We start from the raw sequence: 23,862 nt of genomic DNA on the forward strand, positions 1-23,862 counted from the left end.
AGAGCGGGCGCCCCGAAATCAGGCGCCCCGAAATCAGGCGCCCCGAAATCGGGCGCTCCGAAATCGGGCGGGTTCCGCGCGGGCGGTCCGAAGCGCGGCGACCGCGGACGTCCGGCCACCGGCGGCTGGAAGGACCGGGACCGAGACCGCGAACGTTCGGACCGGGGCCGGACCGACCGGGAGCCGCGCGGCAAGCGCGACGACCGCGCGCCAGGCCGTCCGTTCAAGCGCTCCGACGACCGCGACCGGCGCGGCGCTCCGCGTGACGGACGCTCCGACGACCGCCGGGAAGGCCGCCCTGCCGGCCCCCGAGGCCCGCGCACCGGCCAGGGCCAGAGCCAGGGCCAGAAGCGCTGGTCAGGGGGCGGCCAGCGGCCTGCCGGTGGCGGCGGCCCGCGTCGCGAAGGGCGTCCGGGCGGTCCCCGGACGGGCGGCGGCCAGGGCGGCGAGCGCCGTTACGAGGGACGCCCCCAGGGCCGCCGGTTCCAAGACCGTGACGAGCGCGGCGGCGGCCGCGGCGAGCGGCGCCCCGGAAGCGGTGGCGGCGGTGGCGGCGGACGCCGGTTCGAGGGCAAGCGCGAAGGACGTCCGGGAGACCGTGACCGGCGCGGCGGCGGACGCCCCTCGGGCCCGCCCCGCAACCGCGACGACCGGCGGGCGCGCTTCGACGAGCGTGAACGTCCGGCACCGGTGCACGACGACCCGCTCCTGCCCGACGACGTCACCGGCGAGGAGCTGGACACCGACGCGCGCATCGAGCTGCGCACGCTGCCGAAGGACCTGGCCGCCAAGGTCGCCCGCCACCTGGTGATGGCGGGACGGCTCGCCGAGGAGGAGCCCGAGCAGGCCTACAAGCACGCGCGGGCGGCGCGGCGGCTCGCCTCGCGGGTCGGGATCGTCCGGGAGGCGGCGGGCATCGCGGCCTACCACGCGGGCGAATGGGCCGAGGCGCTCGCGGAGCTGCGGGCGGCGCGGCGGCTGAGCGCGGGCGACGACGCATACCTGCCGTTGATGGCCGACTGCGAGCGCGGGCTGGGCCGTCCCGAACGCGCCCTGGACCTGATCAAGTCGCCGGAGGCCGCGAAGCTCGACCCGATGGGACGCGTCGAGCTGCGCATCGTGGAGTCGGGCGTCCGCCGCGACCTCGGGCAGCATGAGGCGGCCGTCGTGACGCTGCAGATCCCCGAGCTCCGCGACCGGCGGTGGCGCCCGTGGTCGATGCGCCTCTTCTACGCCTACGCGGACGCGCTGGCGGAGGCCGGCCGCGCGAGCGAGGCGGCCGACTGGTTCGCGCGCGCCGCCGCGGCCGACCGGGACGGCGAGACCGACGCCGCCGAGCGGTACGCCGAGATCGAGGGCCTCCACATCCTCGACACCGAAGACGCCGAGGATGTGGAGGAAACGGCCGAAACCGGGGACGCCGCGGAGACCGAAGTGGCAGAAACCGTGGAAGCCGGGGAGACCGAAGCGGCGGAAGCGGCGGAAGTGGCCGAAGTGGCCGAGGACGCGTCGCCGGTCGACATCGAGTTCAGGCCCGCCGAACCCGAGCCCGTGGAGACCCCGGACGAGCAGGCCCCGACCGCACCGGCCCTCTTCCTGGAGCCGAAACCGGACGGCGAGGAGGAGCCCCCGCAGGGCGGGTGACGCCGTCAGGCGTGCCTGTCCAGGGCGTGCATGATGCCCGCGACGTTGCTCTCGGCGCTGTTCAGCACCTCGTACTTGGCGGCCAGTTCCGGGTCGGCGTCGTCGCGCGTGATGGCGTAGCGGTCCCTGGTGCGGTCGGCGACCATCGCGACCGCGTGGTCGAGGTCGAGGCCCTGGTCGCGGGCGTCCTTCACGGTGTCGACCCAGATCCGCAGCTCCTCCGCCGACCGCTCCAGCGTCTCGCCGACCTCCGCGACGGGCCCGTAGTGCGCGAACAGCAGCCGCTGCGGGCCCAGCGCCCGGAACAGGCCGAGCGAGGTCAGCGCGGTGTCGAGGTCGAAGTCCGGCGGCGGTGTCGCGGGCCGCACGTCCGCGGTCTCGGGGATGTAGATCCCGGCGGCGTCGCCGACGTACAGGTCGCCGGTCTGCGAGTCCATCAGGCCGACGTGGTGCTTGGCGTGGCCGGGGGAGTAGTGCGACTCCAGCCGCCGCCCGCCGCCGAGGTCGACGGCGCCGGTGTCCTCGACGGCCCGGATCCGCGCCGCGTCGGTCGGCTTCAGCTCCCCGAACAGCGTGTCGAGGCTGTCGCCGTACACCATCCGGGCGCTGCGCATGAGCCGCTCCGGGTCGGCCAGGTGCCGGGCGCCCTTCTCGTGGACGACGACCTCCGCCCCCGGGTACATGCGGGCGATGTCCCCGACGCCGCCCGCGTGGTCGAGGTGGATGTGCGTCACCACGACGGACGCGAGATCGTCCGGCCCGACGCCCAGCTCGTGCAGCGCCCGCCGCACGACGGGGGCCGAGCCGGCCGTGCCCGGTTCCACCAGGCACGGCCGGTCGGACAGGATCAGGTATCCGGCGGTGATGCCGGTGTAGCCGGCCATCCGCGTGTCGATCTCGTAGACGTCCCCGCCGAGCGGCGTGATCGTGGTCGTCGTGTCCATCATTTCCTCACGGATCGAGGTCGAGGAGGCGCAGGACCAGGCCGGTGCGGGGCTTGGGGCCGAACGAGGTCGACTTGCGGGGGACGCGTTCGCCCTCGCCCGCGACGGCCAGGACGTCCTCGACCTTGAGCGGGTTCAGGATGACGGCCGTCCCGCCGGTGCGCCGCGCGCGGGCGAGTGCGGCGGGCGCGTCGTGGTGCACGATGTCGATGGCGTTCTCGTTCTCCGGGACGTTCCACACGTTCCCGATGAGCAGATGGTCGAGGACGGCCGTGTCCAGCCCGCGCCAGCGCGGCGAGTGCCCGGACGGCATGGCGCGGCCCAGCGCACCCGGATCGGGGTCGGTCAGCAGGTGCAGGACGTCCCCGCCGCCGAGCAGGAACGCGGGACGCGGCGCCCCGGCCAGGGCCTCCAGCGCGGCGGCCTCGTCGACGAAGTCCGTGACGCGGAACACCTTGCGCGCGCGTTCCACGGCCTGGCCGGGCGGGAGGCCGGGCAGGACGCGGTGGATCGCGTCCAGGTTCGGCGGGTAGCGCGTCGAGTCGACCAGCATCGCCAGCCCGGCGTCCCACGGCCCGGCCCCGTCGCCGCCGGAACGGTGCCGCGCCTGCAGCGCGCGGTAGGTGGCGTACCTGTGGTGGCCGTCCGCGATGAGCGCCTGCCTGTCACGCAGGTCGGCGGCGACGCGCGCGTGCAGCGCGGGGTCGGCGATGCGCCAGAGCCGGTGGGTGAGCCCGTCGTCGGCGAGGAAGTCCATCAGCGGCGTCCCGGCGGTCGCCTCGTCGACGATCCGCGCCGCGTCGCCGCCGCCCTCGTACACCAGGAAGATCGGCTCCAGGTTGGCGTTCGCGGCGGTCATCAGCGCGAGCCGGTCGCGGACGGGCCCCGGGAAGACGTTCTCGTGCGGCAGGACGACCCCGTCCGACTCCGCGCGCAGCCCCAGGGCGCCGATCAGGCCGCGCTGCAACACCCGCTCGCCGTCGGCGGCCTCGTAGACGTACAGGGCCGGGTCGGCGTCGATGGTGAGCGCGCCCTCGTCCAGCCAGCGGCGCAGCCGCCGGCCCGCCGTGTCGTAGCTCTCCCCGGCCGCGCGCGGCAGGTTCAGCCGGACGATGTTGTGCCCGCCGCCCGCCAGCAGCCGCGTCGCCGCCGCGTCGTCGATCAGGTCGTAGGGGGGCATGGTCACCGCCGCCGGATCGCCGGCCACCTCCGGGACGAAGCGCACGCCGCGGAACGGCGCCAGCTCCAGGCCGCCGCCGGTCCGTGGCCCGGACGTCCCGAAGACGCGGGCGCTGAACTCCTCCGGGCCGAGCCCGTCCGGGCCTAATCCGCCCAGATCGAGCCCGTCCGGATCGGTTCCGGAGGGGAGGTCGTCGTCCATTCTGGGCATGCTAATGGTCGGAGGGCGTCCGGCTGCCTGGCGGGTACGGTCGAATTCCGAGGGGAGGTCCATGTGAATCATCAAGGGTCGGAAAGGCCGGAGGATTCCCCGCGGGACGGTCCCGGCGCACAGGCCGACCAGCCCGCCGGCGGCGTCTACGAGTGGTACACGCGCGGGCTGGAGCTGCTCAGGTCGGGCAGCGCGGGAGCGGCGCTGCAGCTGCTGACCAGGGCCGCCGACGCCGAGCCCCGCTCGCACAGCATCCGCGAGGCGCTCGCCCGCGCCCAGTTCGGGGTGCGGCAGTACGACGCGGCGGCCGAGAGCTTCCGGTGGATCGTCGAGGAGGAGCCCGCCGAAGACTACGCCCGGTTCGGGCTCGGGCTGGCCCTCAGCCGGTTGGGCGACTTCGAGGGCGCGGTGGAGCATCTGGCGCTCGCCGCGGCGATGCGTCCCGAGAACCGCGACTACGCGAAGGCGCTCCAGCACGCCAGGGCCACCCTCAAGTTCCGGCGCTGAAAGCGGAGATGACGAACTTCTTGAAGAACAGCGATCGCCCCCTCTGCGAGGCGTACGACGTCGCCCTGCTCGACCTCGACGGGGTCGTCTACATCGGCCGCAGGCCCGTCCGGGCGGCGGCCGGGTCGCTCGCCAAGGCCCGCGCGGCGGGGCAGCGCCTCGCGTTCGTGACCAACAACGCCTCGCGGACCCCGTCCGCCGTCGCGGAACTGCTCACCCACGTCGGCGTCCCGGCCGACGCGGACGACGTGGTGACCTCCGCCCAGGCCGCCGCCCGGCTGCTCGCCGAGCGGCTGCCCGCCGGGTCCGAGGTGCTCGTGGTCGGCGGCATGGGCCTGCGGCACGCCCTGTACGCGCAGGGCCTTCGCCCCGTGTCGACCGCGTCCGGGCGGCCCGCCGCCGTCGTCCAGGGCTTCCACCCGGACATCGGGTACGGGCTGCTGTCCGAAGGCGCGCAGGCCGTGGCCAGGGGCGCGCTGTTCGTCGGCTCCAACGGCGACCTGACCATCCCCGGCGGCGACGGCCCCCCGCATCCCGGAAACGGCTCCCTGCTGCGCGTGATCAGCTCCGCGACCGGCGTCGAGCCGATCGTCACCGGCAAGCCCGAACGGCCGCTGCACCAGGAGTCGGTGCTGCGCACCGGCGCGCGGCGCCCGCTCGTGGTCGGCGACCGCCTCGACACCGACATCGAGGGAGCCCGCAACGGCGACGCCGACAGCCTCCTGGTGTTCACCGGCGTCACCGACCCCATGCAGGCCCTCACCGCCCCGCCGAACCGCCGTCCCACCTACCTGGCCCCTGACCTGACCGGCCTCCTCGTCCCGCACCCGGGGATCGTCCGGGACGGCGGCGCCCACCACTGCCGCGGCTGGACGGCCCGCCACGACGGCGAAGCGTTCACGATCGACGGATCAGGCGACCCCTACGACGGCCTGCGCGCCCTGGCCTCCGCCGCCTGGGAATCCGACACACCCCCGCCCACGGAGGCCCTCACCGCGCCGCTGAAGGCTCTCGGGCTTTAGATCACAGAAGTTTCCTGAGGCGGAGGAGGTCGAAGATGCTGGCCTCGATCTTGAGCCTGCCCTCGGCCCACGCCTTGGTGGGGTTCAGCCGCTCGGCGGCCATGGCGACGAGGTCGTCGCTGTTCACCGTGAGGCGGACCTGCGCGTCCCGCGGGTCGCCGTCGAGCTCGAACGGGTCGAGCCCGCCCGCGTGGACCCGGGTGCGGTAGACCAGCCCGAGGTCCGGGACGTGGCAGCTGATCGTCCGCTCGACCACGTGCTCGGCGAGCCGGTCGGCGTCCACCTCCGCCAGGCGCGCCGCGATGCGGCCGAGCGCCGCGCGGCACTCCTCCTCGTTCGCCATGGTCAGGCCGTTCCCCGTTCCCTCGACAACGATGTCGTTCAGGGACGGTAGCGTTCGGGATGAGGCGGAGGCGACTCGTCCGCGGGCGCGGAGGGTCCACCAGGAGGTGAACGTGATGTCCGACGAGGCCGCGGCGGAGCCGGCGGTCCCGGCGGCGGAGCATGCGGCGCAGGCGCCGCCCGCCCCCGAGGAGCCGGAGTTCCCGGCCGTCCCGCCGCCCGACCCGACCGGCGACCCGCGGGTGGACGCCGCCGTCGCCCGCCTCGGCGAGCTCGGCGCGCGGCCCGTCGCCGAGCACGTGGAGATCTACGAGGACGTCCACCAGCGGCTCCAGGAACTCCTCGCCTCCGCCGACCAGGACGAGCCGGGGCCCGCGCAGCCGCCGCAGGTGCCGCAGGTGCCGCAGCCGGCGCGGCCCGCCTTTCCCGACGCGCTGCGCCCGCGTCCATGAGCCGGGCCGATGAGCGCTAGGCGCCGCCTGGACGCGGAGCTGGTCCGGCGCGGCCTGGCGCGCTCGCGCGAGCACGCGGGCCGGCTGATCGGCGACGGGCGGGTCCGGGTCGGCGGGCGGACGGCGGAGAAGCCGGCCACGCAGGTGGAGACCGGCGCCGCGATCGTCGTGGCCGACGCCGACGACGGCCCCGACTACGTCTCGCGCGGCGGCCACAAGCTCGCCGGCGCCCTCGCGGCGTTCGAAGGCCTCGACGTGAAAGGCCGCGTGTGCCTCGACGCGGGCGCGTCCACCGGCGGGTTCACCGACGTCCTGCTGCGCGCCGGAGCCGCGCACGTGTACGCGGTCGACGTCGGCTACGGGCAGATCGCCTGGTCCCTGCGCACGGACGAGCGCGTCACCGTCCTGGAGCGCACGAACATCCGCGACCTGACCCCCGGCATGCTCGGCGACACCCCGCCCGGCCTCGTCGTCGGCGACCTGTCGTTCATCTCGCTGAAGCTCGTCCTCGGGCCGGTGCGCGCGTGCGCGGCGCCCGGGGCCGACTTCGCGATGATGGTGAAGCCGCAGTTCGAGGTCGGCAAGGACAAGGTCGGCGCGGGCGGTGTCGTCCGCGACCCGGAACTGCGCGCCGACGCGGTGCGGGGCGTCGCGGCCCATGCGCAGACACTCGGCCTCGGAGTCCGCGGGGTGACGGCGAGCCCGCTGCCCGGCCCGTCCGGGAACGTGGAGTACTTCCTGTGGCTGCACGCTGAGGCCCCGCCACTGGACGAGGCCGACCTCGCCAAGGCCATAGCGGACGGCCCGCAATGATCGACTTCGACCCGCGCCGCGTACAGCAGGCGTCCGAACAGGGAACGTCTGTCCGTGGGACGTTCGTCCAGATGTCCGTACGCGTGATCGCGGCGGGGAGTGGGGCGAGAGCATGAGCAAGAGGTCGGTGCTGATCGTCACGCACACCGGGCGGCCGGAGGCGGTGCGCAGCGCGCAGCTGGTCATCGAGCGGCTCAGCGAGGCCGGGATCTGCGTCCGGGTCCTCGACGGCGAGGCCGCCGCGATCGGCGCCGCGGGCGTCGACGTCATGCCCAGCAGCGCGGCCGCGGCGGAGGACGCCGAGGTCGTCATGGTCCTCGGCGGGGACGGGACGCTCCTGCGCGCCGCCGACCTGACCCGCTCCGCCGGGACGCCGCTGCTCGGCGTCAACCTCGGGCACGTCGGGTTCCTCGCCGAGGCGGAGCGCGACGACCTCGCCGCCACCGTCGACCGCGTCGTGACCCGCCGCTACGACGTCGAGGAGCGGATGACCGTCGACGTCACCGCCCGCCTCAACGGCACCGTCATGGGCGCGACGTGGGCGCTGAACGAGGCGAGCATCGAGAAGGCCGAGCGGGAGCGGATGCTGGAGGTCGTCGCCGAGATCGACGGGCGCCCGCTGTCGAGCTGGGGCTGCGACGGAGTGGTGTGCGCGACGCCGACCGGGTCGACCGCGTACGCGTTCTCCGCCGGGGGCCCGGTCGTGTGGCCGGAGGTCGAGGCGATGCTGGTCGTGCCGATCAGCGCGCACTCGCTGTTCGCGCGCCCGCTGGTGGTGTCGCCGCGCTCGCTGGTCGCGGTGGAGGTGCTGCCCGGCACGCCGCGCGCCGTGCTGTGGTGCGACGGGCGCCGCACGCTCGACCTGCCGCCCGGCGTCCGGGTCGAGGTCCGGCGCGGCGCCGAGCCGGTGCGGCTCGCGCGGCTGCACCTCACCCCGTTCACCGACCGGCTCGTCACGAAGTTCGGGCTGCCCGTCACGGGCTGGCGCGGGCGGGTCAGGCAGCCCGCCTATCCGTCCCCTCCGCTGGGGGACTCGCAGGTCTCCGACGCCCCGCCGCTCGGCGGGGAGGCGCCCGGCGATCAGAGGGGATAATCTCCACTGGCACTAATCCGACGAAGTCGCCCGGGGGGTGCGGAGGGCCGGCCCCCTTCGGAGGACACTGATCCGGGATCTGTTTGCGGAGGGTTGTGACGCTGGTGCGTCCGATGGTGGATGAGGTGCGGATCGAGGGCCTCGGAGTGATCGACGAGGCCGTTCTCGACCTGTCTCCGGGTTTCAACGTCGTGACCGGGGAGACCGGGGCGGGCAAGACCATGGTGGTCACGAGCCTCGGGCTGATGTTCGGCGGGCGCGCCGACCCGCAGCGGGTGCGGCCCGGCGCGGACCGCGCCCTCGTCGAGGGCCGGATCATCGTCGATCCCGGCGGGCGCGTGGTGGAGCGGGTGGAGGAGGCCGGCGGCGAGCTGGACGACGGCGCGCTGATCGTGACCCGGTCGGTGTCGGCGGAGGGCCGGTCCCGGGCGTTCCTCGGCGGCCGGTCCGTCCCGGTGAACGTGCTGATCAACCTGGCCGACGACCTGGTCGCCGTGCACGGGCAGTCCGACCAGCAGCGGCTGCTGCAGGCGTCCCGGCAGCGCGGCGCGCTCGACCGGTACGCGGGCGCCGCGCTGACCAAGCCGATGCGCGCCTACACCGCGGCCTACCAGCGGCACCGGCAGGTCACCGCGCTGCTGGACGAGCTGACCACCCGCGCCCGCGAGCGCGCCCAGGAGGCGGAGATGCTCCGCTTCGGCCTGGAGGAGATCGAGAAGGTCGACCCGAAGGAGGGCGAGGAGGCCGACCTCGCCGCCGAGGAGGAGCGGCTCGGGCACGCCGACGCGCTGCGCGGCGCCGCCGACACCGCGCACGAGGCGCTGCTCGGCGACCCGTCCGCCGCGATCGAGGCCGCGAACGTGACGAGCCTGCTCGGCCAGGCCCGCAACGCGCTGGACGCCGTCCGCGACCACGACCCGGAGCTGGCGGCGCTCGCCGACCGGCTCGCCGAGGCCGGCTATCTCGTCAACGACGTCGGCACCGACCTCGCCGCCTACGGCGAGTCCGTCGACGCCGACCCGGCGCGGCTCGCCGTCGTCCAGGAGCGGCGCGCCGAGCTGACCGCGCTGATCCGCAAGTACGGCGGGACGGACGCCACCGCCGCCGAGGTCCTGGAGTGGGCGCGGCGGTCGGCGGCGCGGCTCACCGAGCTGGAGGGCGACGACGACCGCATCGACGAGCTGCGCGCCGAGCACGCCGAGCTGACCGGGCGGCTCGCCGCCGAGGCGGGGGAGCTGACCGAGGTCCGCACCCGCGCCGCCGAGCGGTTCTCCGATGCCGTCACCGAGGAGCTGACCGCGCTGGCGATGCCGCACGCCCGTGTCAGCGTCACCGTCACCGCGACGGGCGAGTACGGCCCGCACGGCATCGACGAGGTCGAGGTGCGGCTCGCGCCGCATCCCGGGGCCAAGCCGCTGCCGCTGCACAAGGGCGCGTCCGGCGGCGAGCTGTCCCGGGTGATGCTGGCGATCGAGGTCGTGTTCGCGGGCGCCGACCCGGTGCCGACGTTCGTGTTCGACGAGGTCGACGCGGGCGTCGGCGGCAAGGCCGCGGTGGAGATCGGGCGGCGGCTGGCGCGGCTGGCCCGCAACGCGCAAGTGATCGTCGTCACGCACCTGCCGCAGGTCGCCGCGTTCGCCGACCGGCACCTGCTGGTGGAGAAGTCCGACGACGGGACGGTCACCAGCAGCGGCGTCACCGCCCTCGACCAGGACGGCCGCGTCCGGGAGCTGTCGCGGATGCTCGCCGGCCTGGAGGATTCCGAGCTCGGCCGCGCCCACGCGGAAGAACTCCTCGCCATGGCCGCCGCCGAGCGCTGACCGGTAACCGCGCGAAAACTACAGAGAGTACGTGAATGGACACGCCTGGACACTCGTCGTTTCCAGTAGCGGGTCCCGTGCTCTGGCAGGATGGCAAGTGATGAACGAGCCGTCACCCACCACAGAGCGGCGCGTCCGGCTGGCGCAACGGCTGCCGCGGCGCGTGCTCGCGCTCGGCCTGACCCGGGACGACGGCCTTCCCGGGGTCAGCGGCACGGTGCGGCTCGACCGCCGCACCAAGGACCTCACCAAGCGCCTGCAGCCCGGCGAGATCGCGGTGATCGACCACGTCGACCTCGACCGGGTCAGCGCCGAGGCGCTGGTGGCGTGCGAGGTCGGCGCGGTCGTGAACGTCGCGCCGAGCATCTCCGGCCGCTACCCGAACCTCGGCCCGCAGATCCTGCTGGACGCCGGCATCCCGCTGGTGGACGACGTCGGTCCCGAGATCTTCACCAAGCTGCAGGAGGGCGAGCAGGTCCGCGTCGAGGGCGCCGTCGTGCACAAGGGCGACGACGTCGTCGCCAAGGGCACCGAGCAGACGCCCGAGAGCGTCCTCACCGCGCTGACCGAGGCGAAGGCGGGCCTCGCGACGCAGCTGGAGGCGTTCGTCGCCAACACGATGGAGTACGTCAAGCGCGAGCGCGACCTGCTCATCGACGGCGTCGGCGTCCCCGAGGTCACCACCAAGCTCGCCGGGCGGCACGCGCTGATCGTCGTCCGCGGCTACCACTACCGCGAGGACATCGCGACCCTGCGGCCCTACATCCGCGAGTACCGGCCCGTGCTGATCGGCGTGGACGGCGGCGCCGACGCGCTGCTGGAGGCCGGCTACCGCCCCGACATGATCGTCGGCGACATGGACTCGGTGTCCGACGACGCGCTGACCTGCGGCGCCGAGATCGTCGTGCACGCCTACCGGGACGGCCGGGCGCCCGGCCTGAAGCGCGTGCACGAGCTGGGCCAGGAGGCGGTGACGTTCCCCGCCACCGCCACCAGCGAGGACATCGCGATGCTGCTCGCCGACGACAAGGGCGCCACGCTCATCGTCGCGGTCGGCACGCACGCCAACATGGTCGAGTTCCTCGACAAGGGCCGCGCCGGCATGGCCAGCACGTTCCTCACCCGCCTGCGGGTCGGCAGCAAGCTGGTGGACGCCAAGGGCGTCTCCCGGCTCTACCGCAGCCGGATCTCCACCTGGTCGCTGCTGTTCCTCGTCCTCGGCGCGTTCATCGCCATCGTCACCGCCGTCGCCATGTCCCCGGCGGGGGACGTCATCAGTCCCCTGCTCGCCGACCGCTGGCACGCCTTCGTCTTCTGGCTGACCGGACTCTTCACGTGATCGATTTCCGCTACCACCTCGTCTCCATCGTCGCGATCTTCCTCGCGCTGGCGCTCGGCATCGTGCTCGGCTCCACCACGCTGTCGGACTCGGTGAGCGAGACGCTGCGCCAGCAGGCCAACGCGGCGGCCAAGACCGCCCAGCAGGCCCGCAACCAGCAGCGCCAGCTGCAGGACCAGGTCAACGGGCAGGAGAAGTTCGCCCAGGGCCTGGCGCCGCAGATCGTCGCCGAGCGGCTCAAGGGCCAGTCGCTGCTGCTGGTCGAGACGCCCGGCGCGGGCGACGACAGCATCGAGCGGGTCGGCGAGCTCGCCAAGAACGCGGGCGCCGCCGTCACCGGGCGCATCACCGTCCAGAAGAAGTTCTTCGGCGACGACCAGCGCAACACAGTGGAGGAGCTTTCCACGCAGCTGAAGCCCGACGGCGTCGAGTTCCCCGGCAACGCGACCACCTACGAGAAGGCGGGCATGGTCCTGGCGGGCGCGCTCGTCACCAAGGACCCCGCCAAGTCGGGCCGGGAGGACGCCTCCGGCGGCGCCGTCCTGAACGCCTTCAAGGAGGCCGGGTACATCACCGAGAGCGGCAAGCCCGGGCAGCACGCGACGCTCGCCGTCATGATCGGCCCCGCCACCCCGTACGCCTACGACGGCGGCGGCGACGACAACAAGGCGCTGATCTCGCTGGCCGCCGCACTCGACGCCGCCGGGCGCGGTACCGTCGTCGGTGGCCCGCCGACCTCCGCGCAGGAGGGCGGGCTGATCGCGGCGCTGCGTGACTCCGACGCCGAAGACGCTGTCTCCACCGTCGACGTGGTGGACACCGCCTCCGGGCAGGTCGTGACGATCCTGGCGCTGCAGAACGAGATGAGCGGCAAGTCCGGGCAGTACGGCACGGGCGCCGGAGCGGGCGGCTACCTGCCGTCCCCGGCGCCGGCCGGGAAGAACGGGTGACCTGAGATGAAGCGGAGCACCTCATGAAGCGCAGCACCTCCGGCGCCGCGCGGACGGCGCGGCTGCTGGCCGGGGCGGGCCTCGGCGCCGTCGCCGCGCGCGCCGCCTACGTCGCGCTGACACGGCGCCCGCCCGGCCTGAACGGGCTCCCGGGCGAGGAGGTCTGGGGCCGCACCAACCACCGCGGCGAGCCGGTCACGCTGCTGGAGGGGCCCGCGGTCGTCGCGGGCGCCGCCGCGGCCGGGTTCCTCGCGCCCGGCGTCGAAGGCCGGATGCGCGCCGCCGCGCTGCTCGCGGGCACCGGGTCCGCGCTGCTCGGCGGGTACGACGACATCGCGGGGTCGTCCTCGTCCCGCGGCTTCAAGGGCCATCTGGCCGCGCTCGCGCGCGGCGAGGTCACCAGCGGCGCGGTCAAGATCCTCGGCATCGGCGCGACCGGTCTCGCCGCCGCCGCGATCGCCGGGTCGCCCGCCCCGTCCCGGCCGGGACGCGCCTTCGACGCCCTCCTCAACGGCGCGATCATCGCCGGGGCCGCGAACCTGATGAACCTGTTCGACCTGCGCCCAGGGCGCGCCATCAAGGTCGGCCTGATCACCGGGGCGCCGCTCGCGCTGACCAGGTCCGGCTCGGCGGTCGTGGCCGCGCCGCTCGGCGCCGCCGCCGCGCTCCTGCCCGAAGACCTCGGCGAGCGCGCGATGCTCGGCGACACCGGCGCCAACGCGCTCGGCGCGCTGCTCGGCCTGTCCGCGACCCGGCTCGGGCGCGGGCCCCGCCTCGCCGTCCTGGCCGGGCTCGCCGGGCTGAACGCGGCCAGCGAGTTCGTCAGCTTCACCAAGGTCATCGCGGGCAACCCGGTGCTGAACCGCATCGACATGCTCGGCCGCCGTCCCGCCGCCGCGGCGCACGTCCCGGCCCCCGCCGGGGAGGCCGAGAAGCCGGACGACGCGTTCCGCCCGGCGGGCGACGGCGTCGCCGCCGACCCGGCCTAGCAGCGCCGCCCCCCGACCCCGACGAGTGAGCCCGCAGACGACCGTGTCCCCTGTGCTGCGCCGCCTGACCGGCGGCCTCGCCGGCGCGGCCGTGGTCATCGCGGTCATCACCGTCCTGGCGCGGCTCGCCGGGTTCGGCCGCACCTACGCCTTCTCCCAGACCGTCACGACGTCCTGCCTCAGCCAGGCGTACTTCACCTCGACGCAGTTCCCCAGCATCGTCTACGAGATCGTCGCGGGCGGCGCGCTCGCCAGCATGGTCGTGCCGGTCCTCGCGGGCCCGGCCGAGCGCGGCGACCGCGAGCAGGTCCGCCGGATCGGGTCGGCGCTGCTGACCTGGATCGTCGTGCTGATGGTGCCGCTGTCGGCGCTGATGGCGCTCGGCTCCCGCCCGATCATGGAGCTGCTGGTCGGCGGCGACCTGAAGGGCTGCTCGCGGAACCAGATCGTGGACGTCGGGTCCACCATGCTCGCGATCATGTCGGCGCAGATGGTGATGTACGGGATGGCGGTCGTCCTGTACGGGCTGCTGCAGTCGCACCGCCGGTTCGTCGCGCCCGCGCTGGCGCCGCTGATGTCGAGCCTCGTGGTGATCGCCGCGTACGTCGCGTACGCGCCGCTCGGCCGCGGCCATGAGAACGACCTGGCGGGCCTCCCGCTGGACGCGGAGCTGACCCTGGCGATCGGCACCGCGCTCGGCGGCGTCGCGATGGCCGTCACCGCCGGTATCGCGGCATGGCGGCTGAAGCTCCGCCTGCGCCCGACGCTCCGTTTCCCGGACGGCGTCGCGCGGCGCGTGCGGCGGCTCGCGCTCGCCGGGCTCGCGACGGTCGCGGCGCAGCAGCTGTCGGCGCTGCTCGTCGTCCGGCTCAGCTACGAGGGGACGGGCGGCGCGCTCGCCAACTACCAGTACGCCTGGGCGATCTACCTGCTGCCGTGGGCGATCCTGGCCGTGCCGATCGCGACCAGCGCGTTCCCGATGCTGTCGGCGCGGATGAGCGCGGGCGAGCAGGACCGGTTCGACCAGGTCACCGCGTCCACCACCCGCGCGGTGATCCTGGTGTCGTGCGCGGGCGCGGCGGCGCTGGCCGCCGTCGCCGTGCCGATCGGCGCGGTGTTCAACCCCGGCCACCCCGACCAGCAGGACGTGCTGTCCCGCGCGGTGCTCGCGTTCGCGCCCGGCCTGCTCGGCTACGGGCTCGTCGCGCATCTCCAGCGCGTCCTGTTCGCCTGCCACCGGGGCCGGATGGGCGCGGCGGCGATCGTCACGGGCTGGCTGGTGGTGATGGCCGCCGACGTCGTGCTCGTCCTGACGGCCGACCGGCAGTGGGTGGTGGCGGCACTCGGCATCGGCAACGCGGCCGGGATGACCGTCGCGGGCGCGCTGCTGCTCGGAACGCTCCTGCGCGCCCGGGGCGCCGCGGCCGTGGCGGGGGTACCGCGCGTGCTGGCCGCCGGGCTGGCGGGCGGCGCCGCGGGCGGCGCGGCCGGCTACGCGGTCGCCGCGCTCCTGGGGACGGGCGGCGAGCTCCGCAGCGCCGGGACCGGCATGGTCGCCGCGCTCGCCGCCGGAGCCGTCTTCCTGATCGTCGCATTCGTGATCGACGGCCGTGATCTGCGGGCCGTCCTGAGCCGGAGGATCACCCGCCATGTCTGAAACGGTCAGGTCCAACACGGGGGAGCTGGACGGGCTGCGCGTCGCGATCGTCCTCGGGACGGTCGCGGGCGGCGTCGGCAAGCACGTCCGGTCCACCGCCCGGCGCCTGGCCGGGCGCGGCGCCCGCGTGCTGGTGTGCGGGCCCGCCTCGACCGAGGAGCTGTTCGGGTTCGCGGGCGGCGGCGTCCGCTTCGCCGAGATCGACATCGCCAACCGCCCCCGCCCGCTGAACGACGTCAAGGCGGCGCGGCGGCTGCGGACACTGCTGAGCGGCGCGGACGTCGTCCACGCGCACGGCCTCCGCGCCGGCGCCCTCGCCGTGGCGGCGCGCGCGCGGATCGCGCCGGGCCCGATGCGCCTCTCCCGCGGCGGCCCGCCGCTGGTCGTGACCCTGCACAACGCCGTCATCACCGGCGGGCGGACCGCCGCCATCTACGGGACCCTCGAACGCGTCGTCGCGCGCGGCGCGACCCGCGTCCTCGGGGTGTCGCCCGACCTGGAGGAGCGGATGCGGTCGCTCGGCGCCCGGTCGGTGGGGCACGCGATCGTCCCGGCGCCGCCGCCGCAGGCGCCGCCGGGCCCGGCCGTCCGCGCCGACCTGCGCGCGGAGCTCGACGTGGGGGACCGGCCGCTGATCGTCACGGTCGGCCGGCTCGCCGAGCAGAAGGGCCTGCCGACCCTGCTGGACGCCTCCCGCGCCTGGGCCGGCCGCACCCCGCCGCCGCTCGTCGCGATCGCCGGGGACGGCCCGCTGGAGGACGAGCTGCGCGCCCGCATCGAGGCCGAAGACCTGCCCGTCCGGCTGCTCGGCCGCCGCTCGGACATCCCCGGCCTGCTGGCCGCGTCCGACGTCGCGGTCGTCCCGAGCGTGTGGGAGGGGCAGCCGCTGGTCGTCCAGGAGATCCTGCGGGCGGGACGTCCCCTCGTCGCGACCCGGGTCGGCGGCATCCCCGGCATGGTCGGCGCGGGGGAGCGCCCCGCCAACGGCGGCGCGGGCGGCCCGCTGCTGCACGGCCCCGAGAGCGAGGCGGCGCTGCTCGTCCCGCCGGGCGACGCGGACGCGCTGGAACGCGCGGTGAGCCGCGTCCTGGACGACCCGTCCCTCGCCGCCCGGCTCGCCTCCGCCGCCGCGCAGCGCTCGGCCCTGCTGCCCGGCGAGGACGACGCCGTCGACCAGCTCGCCGCCCTCTACCTGGAGCTTGCGGACGACCGAATCTGAACGATCCGTCGCGTCGGGAACTCCGGCGCGGAAGATCGCGTTGTAGGGGGCAGTGGAGGGGAGTATCCCCGCGCACGGTTCCCGTCAATACGGTCGGTCCATACCGGCCCGGGACCGGGGCCCAGCGGACGTCGATTCGTACCCGGGCGGGAGAGACCTCCAGCGCTCGTTCATGTCCGCTGGAGGTGTTCGTCCTTGTCCGTCTCACCCTTGGTGTGGGGTCTCACGATCGCTGGGATCCTGGCCATCATCGCCGCCGACCTGTTCCTGATCCACCGTAACGACACGCGCGAGTTCACGACCCGCCGCGCCGCGTTCTGGTCGGCGATCTACATCGGCCTCGCCGTGGCGTTCGGCGCCGGGGTCTGGCTGTTCTCCGGCGGGCAGCACGCGGCGGAGTACTACGGCGGGTTCGTCACCGAGAAGAGCCTCAGCGTCGACAACCTCTTCGTGTTCATGGTGATCCTCGCCCGCTTCGCGGTGCCGAAGCACGCCCAGCACACCGTGCTGATGGCGGGCATCGTGATCGCGCTCGTGCTCCGCGGCCTGTTCATCGCCGTCGGCGCCGCCGCGATCTCCACGTTCACCTGGGTCTTCTTCGTCTTCGGCGCGTTCCTGCTCTGGACGGCGATCGGGATGGTCCGCGGCGGCGACGAGGAAGAGCTCAAGGAGAACTTCCTGCTGCGCTGGGCGAAGCGGGTCATCCCGACGTCCGACGACTACGACGGCTCCCGGTTCGTCACCCGCCGGAACGGCCGCCGGTACATGACCCCGATGGCCGTCGTGATGATCGCGATCGGGTCCACCGACGTGATGTTCGCGGTCGACTCCATCCCGGCGATCTTCGGGCTGACCACCGAGCCGTACCTGGTGTTCACCGCCAACGCGTTCGCGCTGATGGGCCTCGTCCAGCTGTACTTCCTGCTCGGCGGGCTCACCGACCGGCTCGTCTACCTCGCGCACGGGCTGGCGTTCATCCTCGGCTTCATCGGCGTGAAGCTGATCTTCCACGCGATGCACGAGTACGGCGTGTCCTGGGCGCCGGAGATCCCGATCTGGCTGTCCCTGGCCGTGATCGCCGGAACGCTCGCCGCCACCACGGTCGCGAGCCTCACCGTGGGCCGCAAGCCGCCGGAGAAGGAGCCGATCGCCGTGGACGAGAAGGCGCCGGTCGCCGCGGACGAAGTGGACGCCTCCGCGACACGCGACGCCTGAGCCCTTACCTCCCCCTCGACCGAACCCTGTTCTAGAATGAGAATCAACAGTGGTTCGAGGGAGGGTGTCGAGGCATGGGCATCGGGCTGACCGAGGAGCACGAGGCGCTCGCCGATTCGGTGCGCGGCTTCGCCGAGCGCAACATTCCGGCGGCGGCGGTCCGGACCGCCCTGGACGCCGATGCGGAGAGCAGGCCCGGGTTCTGGCGGCCGCTGGCCGACCAGGGCCTGCTCGGCCTGCACCTCGACGAGGAGCACGGCGGCCAGGGCTACGGCCTCCTGGAACTGGCGATCGTCCTGGAGGAACTGGGCCGCGCCGCCGCGCCCGGACCGTTCCTGCCGACCGTCCTGGCGAGCGCCGTGATCGACGCGTCGGGCAACCCCAAGGTGCGCGCCGAACTACTGCCCGCCCTGGCCGACGGGACGAAGACCGGCGCCGTCGCGCTGGACGGCGCCCTGACCGCCCGCCGCGACGGCGACGCGCTCGTCGTGTCCGGGACGTCCGGAACGGTCCTGGGCGCCGGTCTCGCCGACGTCCTGATCCTCCCCGTGGACGGCGACCGGTGGGTGGCGGTCGACGCCGCCGACACCACGGTCACGCCCGTCGCCAGCCTCGACCGCACCCGCCGCGTAGCCGCCGTCGAGGTCAACGGCGTCCCCGTCGGCCCCGACCGCGTCCTGGACGGCGTCACCACCGCCCACGTCCGAGATCTCGCCGCGGCCCTGTTCGGCGCCGAGGCCGCGGGCCTCGCCGGCTGGCTGGTGGCCACCGCCGCCGAGTACGCGAAGGTCCGCGAGCAGTTCGGCCGCCCGATCGGCCAGTTCCAGGGCGTCAAGCACAAGGCCGCCCGCAGCCTGATCGCGCTGGAGCAGGCCCGCGCCGCCGCCTGGGACGCCGCCCGCGCCCTGGACGAGGACGCCCCCGGCGCCGGATTCGCCGCCGCGGTCGCCGCCGTCATCGCCACCGACGCGGGCGTCCGGACGGCCCGCGACGCCATCCAGATCCTCGGCGGCATCGGATTCACCTGGGAGCACGACGCCCACATCTACCTGCGCCGCGCCTCCACGCTGCGGGCGCTGCTCGGCCCGTCCAAGGAGTGGGCCGCCAAGGTCGCGGCGCTGGCACTGGACGGCGGCCGCCGCGAGGTGATCCTCGAACTGGACGAGGACGCCCAGCCGCTCCGCGAACGCATCCGCGCCGAGATCGCCGGCCTGGCCGCCATCGCCGACAAGGACGAACTGCACCGCAAACTGGGCGACGAGGGCTGGACGGCTCCCCACCTCCCCAAGCCCTGGGGCCGCGCCGCCGGACCGGTCGAGCAGATCCTCATCCAGCAGGAGCTGAAGGCGGCCAACGTCAAGGGCCCCAACATCGGGATCGGCGCGTGGCTGGTCCCGTCGATCGTCCGGTACGGCACGGACGAGCAGAAGGAGCGCTTCCTCCGCCCGACCCTCCAGGGCCGGATCGTGTGGTGCCAGCTGTTCTCCGAGCCCGGCGCCGGCTCCGACCTGGCGTCCCTGTCGATGAAGGCCGAGCGCGTCGAGGGCGGCTGGCGGCTCACCGGCCAGAAGATCTGGACGTCGCTCGCCCAGCACGCCGAATGGGGCTTCTGCGTCGCCCGCACCGACCCCGACGCCCCCAAGCACGACGGCATCACCTACTTCCTCGTCGACATGCGGTCCGAGGGCGTGGACGTCCGGCCGCTACGCGAGCTGACCGGCGACGCCCTGTTCAACGAGGTGTTCCTCGACGGCGTGTTCGTCCCCGACGACCGCGTCGTCGGCGAGGTGAACCAGGGCTGGCAGGTCGCGCGGAACACGCTGTCCAACGAGCGCGTGTCGCTGGCGACGGGCGGCGGCCTCGGCATGGGCGTCCCCGAGCTCCTGGCGTTCCTCCGCGACCGGGACGTCGACGCGGTCACCGCCCCGGACGTCGGCGCGCTCGTCGCGCAGGGCCAGTCGATCGACCTCCTCGGCCTGCGCACCACCCTCAAGCAGCTGAACGGCGTGGAGCCGGGCGCGGAGGCCAGCGTCCGCAAGCTCCTCGGCGTCCAGTTCAACCAGGACGTCGCCGACCACTGCTGGGCCGCCCAGGGCGCCGCCGCCACCACCGAGGTGCCGCTGGCGGAGAGCGGCATCATGGCCCGCGCCATGCTGTTCTCCCGCGCGATGACGATCTACGGCGGCACCACCGAGGTCCAGCTCAACATCATCGGCGAGCGCCTCCTGGGCCTCCCGAGAGACCCCGAGCCCGGCAGGTGAGCCGTCAGCCTCGCGGCCGGAACGTGTACGTGACGTTGATCAGAACGATCGCGGCCAGGGCGAACATCAGGCCGGGGAGGCCCGCGTTGATGGCGGAGATGGCGCTCAGCGGGATCGCGGCCAGCAGCGACAGCACCGCCATGGCCAGGCTGTGATCCCCGTCGCCGCGAGCACGCTCCACCGCCGCCCGGCGCCGGAGCCTGGGCGGGGCCGGGGCCGGGCGGGCGTCGAGGCTCTCCTCGATGCGGTCCACGACCGTCTCGATGAAGGCGTCGTCGTAGTCGGGGCCCAGCTCGCGCCGGGCCGCCATCGCCGCCTTCAGATCGTCGCGTGGCAGCCGTGGAGTCGTCATGATTCGGTTATAGGCAAGGACGGGCCCCGGCTGCCTCACCCCCCGGACCGAATCACCGAGTACCCCGCAGGTAGCAAGCATCCGCAGAAGGGCAAGGGATGACCGACGGAACGTTCGCCTCGCCCGCCGACGCGGCCCGCAGGCTGGCGGAGGTCCGCTACCTCGCGGACGAGTCGATCGCCACGACCGTGTACCTCGCGCAGGCGCTCGGCAAGCCGCTGCTCGTCGAGGGGCCCGCCGGGGTCGGCAAGACCGAGCTGGCCAAGGCCGTCGCGACGGCGACCGGCGCCGAGCTGATCCGCCTCCAGTGCTACGAGGGGCTGGACGAGGCCCGCGCCCTCTACGAGTTCAACTACAAGAAGCAGCTCCTGGCGATCCAGGCCGCGCCCGCAGACCGGGCCTGGCAGGAGACCCACGACGACATCTTCTCCGAGGAGTTCCTGCTGGAGCGGCCGCTGCTGGCCGCGATCCGCCGCACCGGCCCGACCGTCCTGCTGATCGACGAGGCGGACAAGGCCGACATCGAGGTGGAGGGCATGCTGCTGGAGGTCCTGTCGGACTACCAGATCACGATTCCCGAGCTGGGCACGGTCGGCGCCGTCCGCCGCCCGTACGTGGTGATCACCTCGAACGCGGCGCGGGAGCTGTCGGAGGCCCTCAAGCGCCGCTGCCTGTACCTGCACCTGAACTATCCGGCGCCGGACCGCGAGCGCGACATCGTCCTCGCGCAGGTGCCGGGGATCGAGGCGGAGCTGGCCGAGCGGCTCGTCCGCACCGTCGGGACGCTGCGCGACCTGGAGATCAAGAAGGCCCCGTCGATCGCCGAGACCGTCGACTGGGCGCGCACCCTGCTCGCGCTCGGCCTGGACGACCTGGACGAGGCCGCCGTCGCCCGGACGCTCGGCGTCGTCCTCAAGCACGTCTCCGACCAGGAGCGCGCCGCGAAGGAACTGGGCCTGTCATGATGAGCGAAGCGAACCGGGGGGTGTGGGGGGTCGCCCCCCACGGAAAGCGCTGATGGCTTCGCTCGTCGATCGGCACACGGGGTTCGTCGCGGAGCTGCGGCGGGCCGGGCTGCCGGTGTCGGTCGCCGAGGGGCTGGACGCCGTCCGCGCGATGCGGGCGGTCGACCTGCTCGACCGCGAGTCGCTGCGCGCCGCCTACGCCGCGACGGTCGTCAAGCGGCCGCAGCACCGTCCGACCTTCGACGCGCTCTTCGACCTGTGGTTCCCCGCCGCGGTCGGCGACGGCGCCGGGAGCACGCCCGGCCCGGACCGCCCGCCCCGGACGCTCGACGACGCCGGACGCCCCGTCCCGCCGCCCCTCGACCCGCTGGTCCAGGCCCGCCGCGACGAGCTCGCCGACCTCCTCCTGTCCGGCGACGACGCCGGGCTCCGCCGGTTCGCCCGCCAGGCCGTCGCCGAGTACGGCCGGACCCCCGGCCAGGAGTCGTGGTTCTCCTCCGGCGTGCTGCGCGCCCTCTCGCCCGGGACGCTCATGGCGCGGCTGCTCGACGCCGTCCTCACCGGCCAGGAGCGCGGCGGCATGGCCGAGCGGGTCGCCCGCCGGACGTTCCGCGACCGCATCGCCCGGTTCGAGGACCTCGTCGCGGGCGAGGCGCGGCGCCGTATCGCCGAGGACACCGGCGTCGAACGCACCGCGCGGCTCGCCGTCCGGCCGCCGCTGGAACGGCTCGACTTCGCCGCCGCCCGCCGGGACGAGCTGGCCGCGCTGCGCCGCGAGGTGCATCCGCTGGCGCGCAGGCTCGCGGCGCGGCTCGTCCAGAAGCAGCGGCACGGCAGGCGCGGGCGCCTCGACTTCCGCCGGACGGTCCGCGCGTCCCTGGCCACCGGCGGAGTGCCGCTCACCACCCGCCACCGGCCGCGCCGCCCGCACCGGCCCGAGCTGGTGGTGCTGTGCGACGCCAGCGATTCGGTGTCGGCGTTCGCGCACTTCACGCTGCTGCTGACGTTCGCGCTGCGGGAGCAGTTCAGCAGGGTCCGGGCGTTCGCGTTCATCGACGCCACCGACGAGATCACCCGGTTCTTCGCGCCGGGCACGGACGTCGCGGACGCCATGACCCGCCTCGCCGCCGAGGCCGACCTCGTCTGGATCACCGGCCGCTCCAACTACGGCCACGCCATCAAGGTGTTCGACGAGAGGTACCGCGACGCGATCACGCCCAAGACGTCCCTGCTGATCCTCGGCGACGCCCGCTCCAACTACGGCGACCTGGCGCTGCCGGTCCTGCGCTCCATGGTCCGCCGCGCCCGGCACGCCTACTGGCTCAACCCCGAACCCCGCGGCCAGTGGGACACGGGCGACTCGGCCGCGTCCCGCTACGGCGAGCTCGTCCCGATGTACGAATGCCGCAACCTCACCCAGCTCGCCGCGTTCATCGAGGAACTCGCGTGATCGCCACCGCGAGGACCGCGCCCGCGAGCGCGCCGGCCGCGGACACGAGCAGCGCGACGTTCGTCCCGTGGGCCAGGTCGGACGGCCCGGTGCCCGACCCCGTCGCGATGGCCCCGACGATCGCCACGCCCACCGACGCGCCGACGTAGCGGGCTGTGTTGCCGGCCCCGGACCCCATGCTCGCGCGGCCGGCCGGGACGCTCTCCACCGCGAGCCGGGCGAGCATGGCGTTGGCGAGGCCGCTGCCGATCCCGGCCACGGCCAGGCCGGGGACGAGCCGCCACCAGTGGCCGCCCGGGGCCAGCCCGAGCATCGCGAGTTCTCCTGCCGCGCCGAGCGCGAGCCCGGCGCCGAGCAGCCGCCCGGCGGGCAGCCGGGCCGGGAGCCGCCGGGCCTGCAGCGCCGCGGCGAACGACAGGCCCGACCAGATCGCCAGGACCAGCGCCGCCGCGACCGTGGACAGGCCCAGCACCAGCGCCATGATCGTCGCGAGATAGCTCATGACCCCGATCACGGCGAGCCCGGTGACGAGCGCCCCGACGGTCGACAGCAGGAACGCGGGGCAGCGGAACAGCCGCAGGTCGAGCATCGGCTCCCGCCGCCGCGCCTCGATCGCGGTGAACGCCGTGAACAGCACGGCCGCCGCCGCGAACAGGGCCAGGACGGCCGGACGCGTCCAGCCCGTCCGCCCCCACGTGATCGCGGCGACGAGGGCGCCCACGCCCAGGATCATCGTGGCCAGGCCGGGCAGGTCCAGACCGCGCGGGCGGGCGGCGCGCGACTCCTCCAGGACGAGCGCCGCCGCGCCGAGCAGCACGGACGCGAGCGCCGCCGTCCAGTACCAGAGCCGCCAGCCGCCCGCCTCGGCCAGCCCGGCGGAGGCGATCGGGCCGAGCGCGATACCGAGGCCGAGCATCGCGCCCCAGACCCCGGTGGCGTGCGCGCGGCGCGGTCCGGGCTCGAACGACGCGGCGACGATGCCGAGCCCGGTCGCCAGCAGTGCCGCGCTCGCCGCGCCCTGGACGATCCGCCCGGCGACGAAGACGCCCGCGTCCGGCGCGACGGCGCAGGCGACGCTGGACACCGCGAGCACCCCGGCGCCGATCAGGAACATCCGCTTGCGGCCGTGGTCGTCGGCCAGGCTGCCCACGGCCAGCAATGCCGCCGCGAGACCGAGGCTGATCGAGCTCATGAGCCAGATCTGGGCGGTCGCGCCCGCGTCGAGCCCGCGCGCCGTGTCCGCCAGGACGGCCATCGGCGCCGTGTAGTTCATGAGCGCCAGCAGCGTCGCGGCGGCGGGCACGGCCAGCGCGGCGGTGGAGCCGGGCACGCGGTGCGCGGACCGCGGTGTCGCGAGAGTCGTCATCCCCACCCCACAAGTTCAGTGATTGAACCAACCTGGGCGACGGTAGCACGATTAGGTTCGGTCAATGAACCG

22 protein-coding genes are annotated in these 23,862 nt (G+C 74.4%); 16 read left to right on the top strand and 6 right to left on the bottom strand.

Annotated elements, in window-relative coordinates; translation table 11 throughout:
* Nucleotides 1-357: 357 nt before the first annotated feature.
* Nucleotides 358-696 (bottom strand): hypothetical protein, encoded by a 339-nt coding sequence (locus tag ACH34S_RS20880; RefSeq protein WP_395954362.1) that lies wholly within the window; start codon nucleotides 694-696, stop codon nucleotides 358-360.
* Between ACH34S_RS20880 and ACH34S_RS20885 the strand changes: the two genes are divergently transcribed.
* Complete coding sequence (locus tag ACH34S_RS20885; RefSeq protein ID WP_395954363.1) at nucleotides 691-1,644, top strand: hypothetical protein; 954 nt, start codon at nucleotides 691-693, stop codon at nucleotides 1,642-1,644. The two genes, ACH34S_RS20880 and ACH34S_RS20885, sit on opposite strands and share 6 nt — an antisense overlap.
* 5 nt (nucleotides 1,645-1,649) lie before the next feature.
* Here the strand turns inward: ACH34S_RS20885 and ACH34S_RS20890 are convergent, their stop codons facing one another.
* A complete protein-coding gene (locus ACH34S_RS20890; RefSeq protein ID WP_395954364.1) occupies nucleotides 1,650-2,588 on the bottom strand; it encodes an MBL fold metallo-hydrolase in 939 nt (312 codons plus the stop codon).
* A 7-nt stretch (nucleotides 2,589-2,595) separates the two neighbouring features.
* A complete protein-coding gene (locus ACH34S_RS20895; RefSeq protein ID WP_395954365.1) occupies nucleotides 2,596-3,978 on the bottom strand; it encodes a DUF1015 family protein in 1,383 nt (460 codons plus the stop codon).
* A gap of 63 nt (nucleotides 3,979-4,041) precedes the next feature.
* Between ACH34S_RS20895 and ACH34S_RS20900 the strand changes: the two genes are divergently transcribed.
* Both ACH34S_RS20900 and ACH34S_RS20905 read left to right on the top strand, forming a co-directional pair.
* Nucleotides 4,042-4,485, top strand: coding sequence for a tetratricopeptide repeat protein (locus ACH34S_RS20900; RefSeq protein WP_395954366.1), 444 nt, complete (start codon nucleotides 4,042-4,044; stop codon nucleotides 4,483-4,485).
* A gap of 8 nt (nucleotides 4,486-4,493) precedes the next feature.
* Nucleotides 4,494-5,507, top strand: coding sequence for an HAD-IIA family hydrolase (locus ACH34S_RS20905; protein WP_395954367.1), 1,014 nt, complete (start codon nucleotides 4,494-4,496; stop codon nucleotides 5,505-5,507).
* A 1-nt stretch (nucleotide 5,508) separates the two neighbouring features.
* On the opposite strand, the gene ACH34S_RS20910 is transcribed toward ACH34S_RS20905, so the two are convergent.
* Nucleotides 5,509-5,850 carry an SCP2 sterol-binding domain-containing protein gene (locus tag ACH34S_RS20910; protein ID WP_395954368.1) on the bottom strand — a complete coding sequence of 114 codons (342 nt, stop codon included), beginning with the start codon at nucleotides 5,848-5,850 and terminating at the stop codon, nucleotides 5,509-5,511.
* Between the two features lie 115 nt (nucleotides 5,851-5,965).
* On the opposite strand from ACH34S_RS20910, the gene ACH34S_RS20915 reads away from it, so the two are divergent.
* The 11 genes from ACH34S_RS20915 (at nucleotide 5,966) to ACH34S_RS20965 (ending at nucleotide 19,657) form a co-directional block, all read left to right on the top strand.
* On the top strand, nucleotides 5,966-6,301 hold the full coding sequence (locus ACH34S_RS20915) for a hypothetical protein (RefSeq protein WP_395954369.1): 336 nt from the start codon (nucleotides 5,966-5,968) through the stop codon (nucleotides 6,299-6,301).
* A gap of 9 nt (nucleotides 6,302-6,310) precedes the next feature.
* Nucleotides 6,311-7,114, top strand: a complete 804-nt coding sequence (locus tag ACH34S_RS20920) for a TlyA family RNA methyltransferase (RefSeq protein WP_395954370.1) — start codon at nucleotides 6,311-6,313, stop codon at nucleotides 7,112-7,114.
* A 112-nt stretch (nucleotides 7,115-7,226) separates the two neighbouring features.
* The gene (locus ACH34S_RS20925; protein ID WP_395954371.1) at nucleotides 7,227-8,207 is read left to right on the top strand and encodes an NAD kinase; all 981 of its coding nucleotides are present in this window, start codon (nucleotides 7,227-7,229) and stop codon (nucleotides 8,205-8,207) included.
* A 113-nt stretch (nucleotides 8,208-8,320) separates the two neighbouring features.
* A complete protein-coding gene (gene recN, locus ACH34S_RS20930; RefSeq protein ID WP_395954372.1) occupies nucleotides 8,321-10,027 on the top strand; it encodes a DNA repair protein RecN in 1,707 nt (568 codons plus the stop codon).
* A 100-nt stretch (nucleotides 10,028-10,127) separates the two neighbouring features.
* Nucleotides 10,128-11,366, top strand: coding sequence for a putative cytokinetic ring protein SteA (steA, locus tag ACH34S_RS20935; protein ID WP_395954373.1), 1,239 nt, complete (start codon nucleotides 10,128-10,130; stop codon nucleotides 11,364-11,366).
* Nucleotides 11,363-12,316, top strand: coding sequence for a copper transporter (locus tag ACH34S_RS20940; protein WP_395954374.1), 954 nt, complete (start codon nucleotides 11,363-11,365; stop codon nucleotides 12,314-12,316). Before steA ends, ACH34S_RS20940 begins: the two co-directional genes overlap by 4 nt.
* Nucleotides 12,317-12,339: 23 nt before the next feature.
* A complete protein-coding gene (locus tag ACH34S_RS20945; protein ID WP_395954375.1) occupies nucleotides 12,340-13,305 on the top strand; it encodes a hypothetical protein in 966 nt (321 codons plus the stop codon).
* Between the two features lie 25 nt (nucleotides 13,306-13,330).
* Nucleotides 13,331-14,962: a murein biosynthesis integral membrane protein MurJ gene (gene murJ, locus ACH34S_RS20950; protein ID WP_395954376.1), complete on the top strand. Its 1,632-nt coding sequence runs from the start codon at nucleotides 13,331-13,333 to the stop codon at nucleotides 14,960-14,962.
* Nucleotides 14,955-16,181: a glycosyltransferase family 4 protein gene (locus tag ACH34S_RS20955; protein ID WP_395954377.1), complete on the top strand. Its 1,227-nt coding sequence runs from the start codon at nucleotides 14,955-14,957 to the stop codon at nucleotides 16,179-16,181. Before murJ ends, ACH34S_RS20955 begins: the two co-directional genes overlap by 8 nt.
* A gap of 195 nt (nucleotides 16,182-16,376) precedes the next feature.
* Nucleotides 16,377-17,396: a TerC family protein gene (locus ACH34S_RS20960; RefSeq protein WP_395954378.1), complete on the top strand. Its 1,020-nt coding sequence runs from the start codon at nucleotides 16,377-16,379 to the stop codon at nucleotides 17,394-17,396.
* Between the two features lie 74 nt (nucleotides 17,397-17,470).
* Nucleotides 17,471-19,657 (top strand): acyl-CoA dehydrogenase, encoded by a 2,187-nt coding sequence (locus ACH34S_RS20965; RefSeq protein ID WP_395954379.1) that lies wholly within the window; start codon nucleotides 17,471-17,473, stop codon nucleotides 19,655-19,657.
* Between the two features lie 4 nt (nucleotides 19,658-19,661).
* Here the strand turns inward: ACH34S_RS20965 and ACH34S_RS20970 are convergent, their stop codons facing one another.
* Nucleotides 19,662-20,009 carry a hypothetical protein gene (locus tag ACH34S_RS20970; protein WP_395954380.1) on the bottom strand — a complete coding sequence of 116 codons (348 nt, stop codon included), beginning with the start codon at nucleotides 20,007-20,009 and terminating at the stop codon, nucleotides 19,662-19,664.
* A gap of 98 nt (nucleotides 20,010-20,107) precedes the next feature.
* On the opposite strand from ACH34S_RS20970, the gene ACH34S_RS20975 reads away from it, so the two are divergent.
* Nucleotides 20,108-20,974 carry an AAA family ATPase gene (locus ACH34S_RS20975; RefSeq protein WP_395954381.1) on the top strand — a complete coding sequence of 289 codons (867 nt, stop codon included), beginning with the start codon at nucleotides 20,108-20,110 and terminating at the stop codon, nucleotides 20,972-20,974.
* Nucleotides 20,975-21,026: 52 nt separating this feature from the next.
* Complete coding sequence (locus tag ACH34S_RS20980; protein WP_395954382.1) at nucleotides 21,027-22,424, top strand: VWA domain-containing protein; 1,398 nt, start codon at nucleotides 21,027-21,029, stop codon at nucleotides 22,422-22,424.
* Here the strand turns inward: ACH34S_RS20980 and ACH34S_RS20985 are convergent.
* Nucleotides 22,405-23,790 carry an MFS transporter gene (locus ACH34S_RS20985; RefSeq protein ID WP_395954383.1) on the bottom strand — a complete coding sequence of 462 codons (1,386 nt, stop codon included), beginning with the start codon at nucleotides 23,788-23,790 and terminating at the stop codon, nucleotides 22,405-22,407. The two genes, ACH34S_RS20980 and ACH34S_RS20985, sit on opposite strands and share 20 nt — an antisense overlap.
* Nucleotides 23,791-23,862: the final 72 nt, after the last annotated feature.

The organism is Actinomadura sp. 3N508 (assembly GCF_044326375.1).
Lineage (GTDB): Bacteria > Actinomycetota > Actinomycetes > Streptosporangiales > Streptosporangiaceae > Spirillospora.

Excerpts from the sequence above, each read along its gene's own strand:
- ACH34S_RS20985 (WP_395954383.1), bottom strand. The coding sequence starts at position 23,790 with ATGACGACTCTCGCGACACCGCGGTCCGCGCACCGCGTGCCCGGCTCC.
- ACH34S_RS20980 (WP_395954382.1), top strand. The coding sequence starts at position 21,027 with ATGGCTTCGCTCGTCGATCGGCACACGGGGTTCGTCGCGGAGCTGCGG.
- ACH34S_RS20910 (WP_395954368.1), bottom strand. The coding sequence starts at position 5,850 with ATGGCGAACGAGGAGGAGTGCCGCGCGGCGCTCGGCCGCATCGCGGCG.
- ACH34S_RS20915 (WP_395954369.1), top strand. The coding sequence starts at position 5,966 with ATGTCCGACGAGGCCGCGGCGGAGCCGGCGGTCCCGGCGGCGGAGCAT.
- ACH34S_RS20965 (WP_395954379.1), top strand. The coding sequence starts at position 17,471 with ATGGGCATCGGGCTGACCGAGGAGCACGAGGCGCTCGCCGATTCGGTG.
- ACH34S_RS20920 (WP_395954370.1), top strand. The coding sequence starts at position 6,311 with ATGAGCGCTAGGCGCCGCCTGGACGCGGAGCTGGTCCGGCGCGGCCTG.
- ACH34S_RS20890 (WP_395954364.1), bottom strand. The coding sequence starts at position 2,588 with ATGGACACGACGACCACGATCACGCCGCTCGGCGGGGACGTCTACGAG.
- ACH34S_RS20945 (WP_395954375.1), top strand. The coding sequence starts at position 12,340 with ATGAAGCGCAGCACCTCCGGCGCCGCGCGGACGGCGCGGCTGCTGGCC.
- steA (WP_395954373.1), top strand. The coding sequence starts at position 10,128 with ATGAACGAGCCGTCACCCACCACAGAGCGGCGCGTCCGGCTGGCGCAA.
- recN (WP_395954372.1), top strand. The coding sequence starts at position 8,321 with ATGGTGGATGAGGTGCGGATCGAGGGCCTCGGAGTGATCGACGAGGCC.
- ACH34S_RS20975 (WP_395954381.1), top strand. The coding sequence starts at position 20,108 with ATGACCGACGGAACGTTCGCCTCGCCCGCCGACGCGGCCCGCAGGCTG.
- ACH34S_RS20905 (WP_395954367.1), top strand. The coding sequence starts at position 4,494 with ATGACGAACTTCTTGAAGAACAGCGATCGCCCCCTCTGCGAGGCGTAC.
- ACH34S_RS20970 (WP_395954380.1), bottom strand. The coding sequence starts at position 20,009 with ATGACGACTCCACGGCTGCCACGCGACGATCTGAAGGCGGCGATGGCG.
- ACH34S_RS20955 (WP_395954377.1), top strand. The coding sequence starts at position 14,955 with ATGTCTGAAACGGTCAGGTCCAACACGGGGGAGCTGGACGGGCTGCGC.
- ACH34S_RS20895 (WP_395954365.1), bottom strand. The coding sequence starts at position 3,978 with ATGCCCAGAATGGACGACGACCTCCCCTCCGGAACCGATCCGGACGGG.
- ACH34S_RS20925 (WP_395954371.1), top strand. The coding sequence starts at position 7,227 with ATGAGCAAGAGGTCGGTGCTGATCGTCACGCACACCGGGCGGCCGGAG.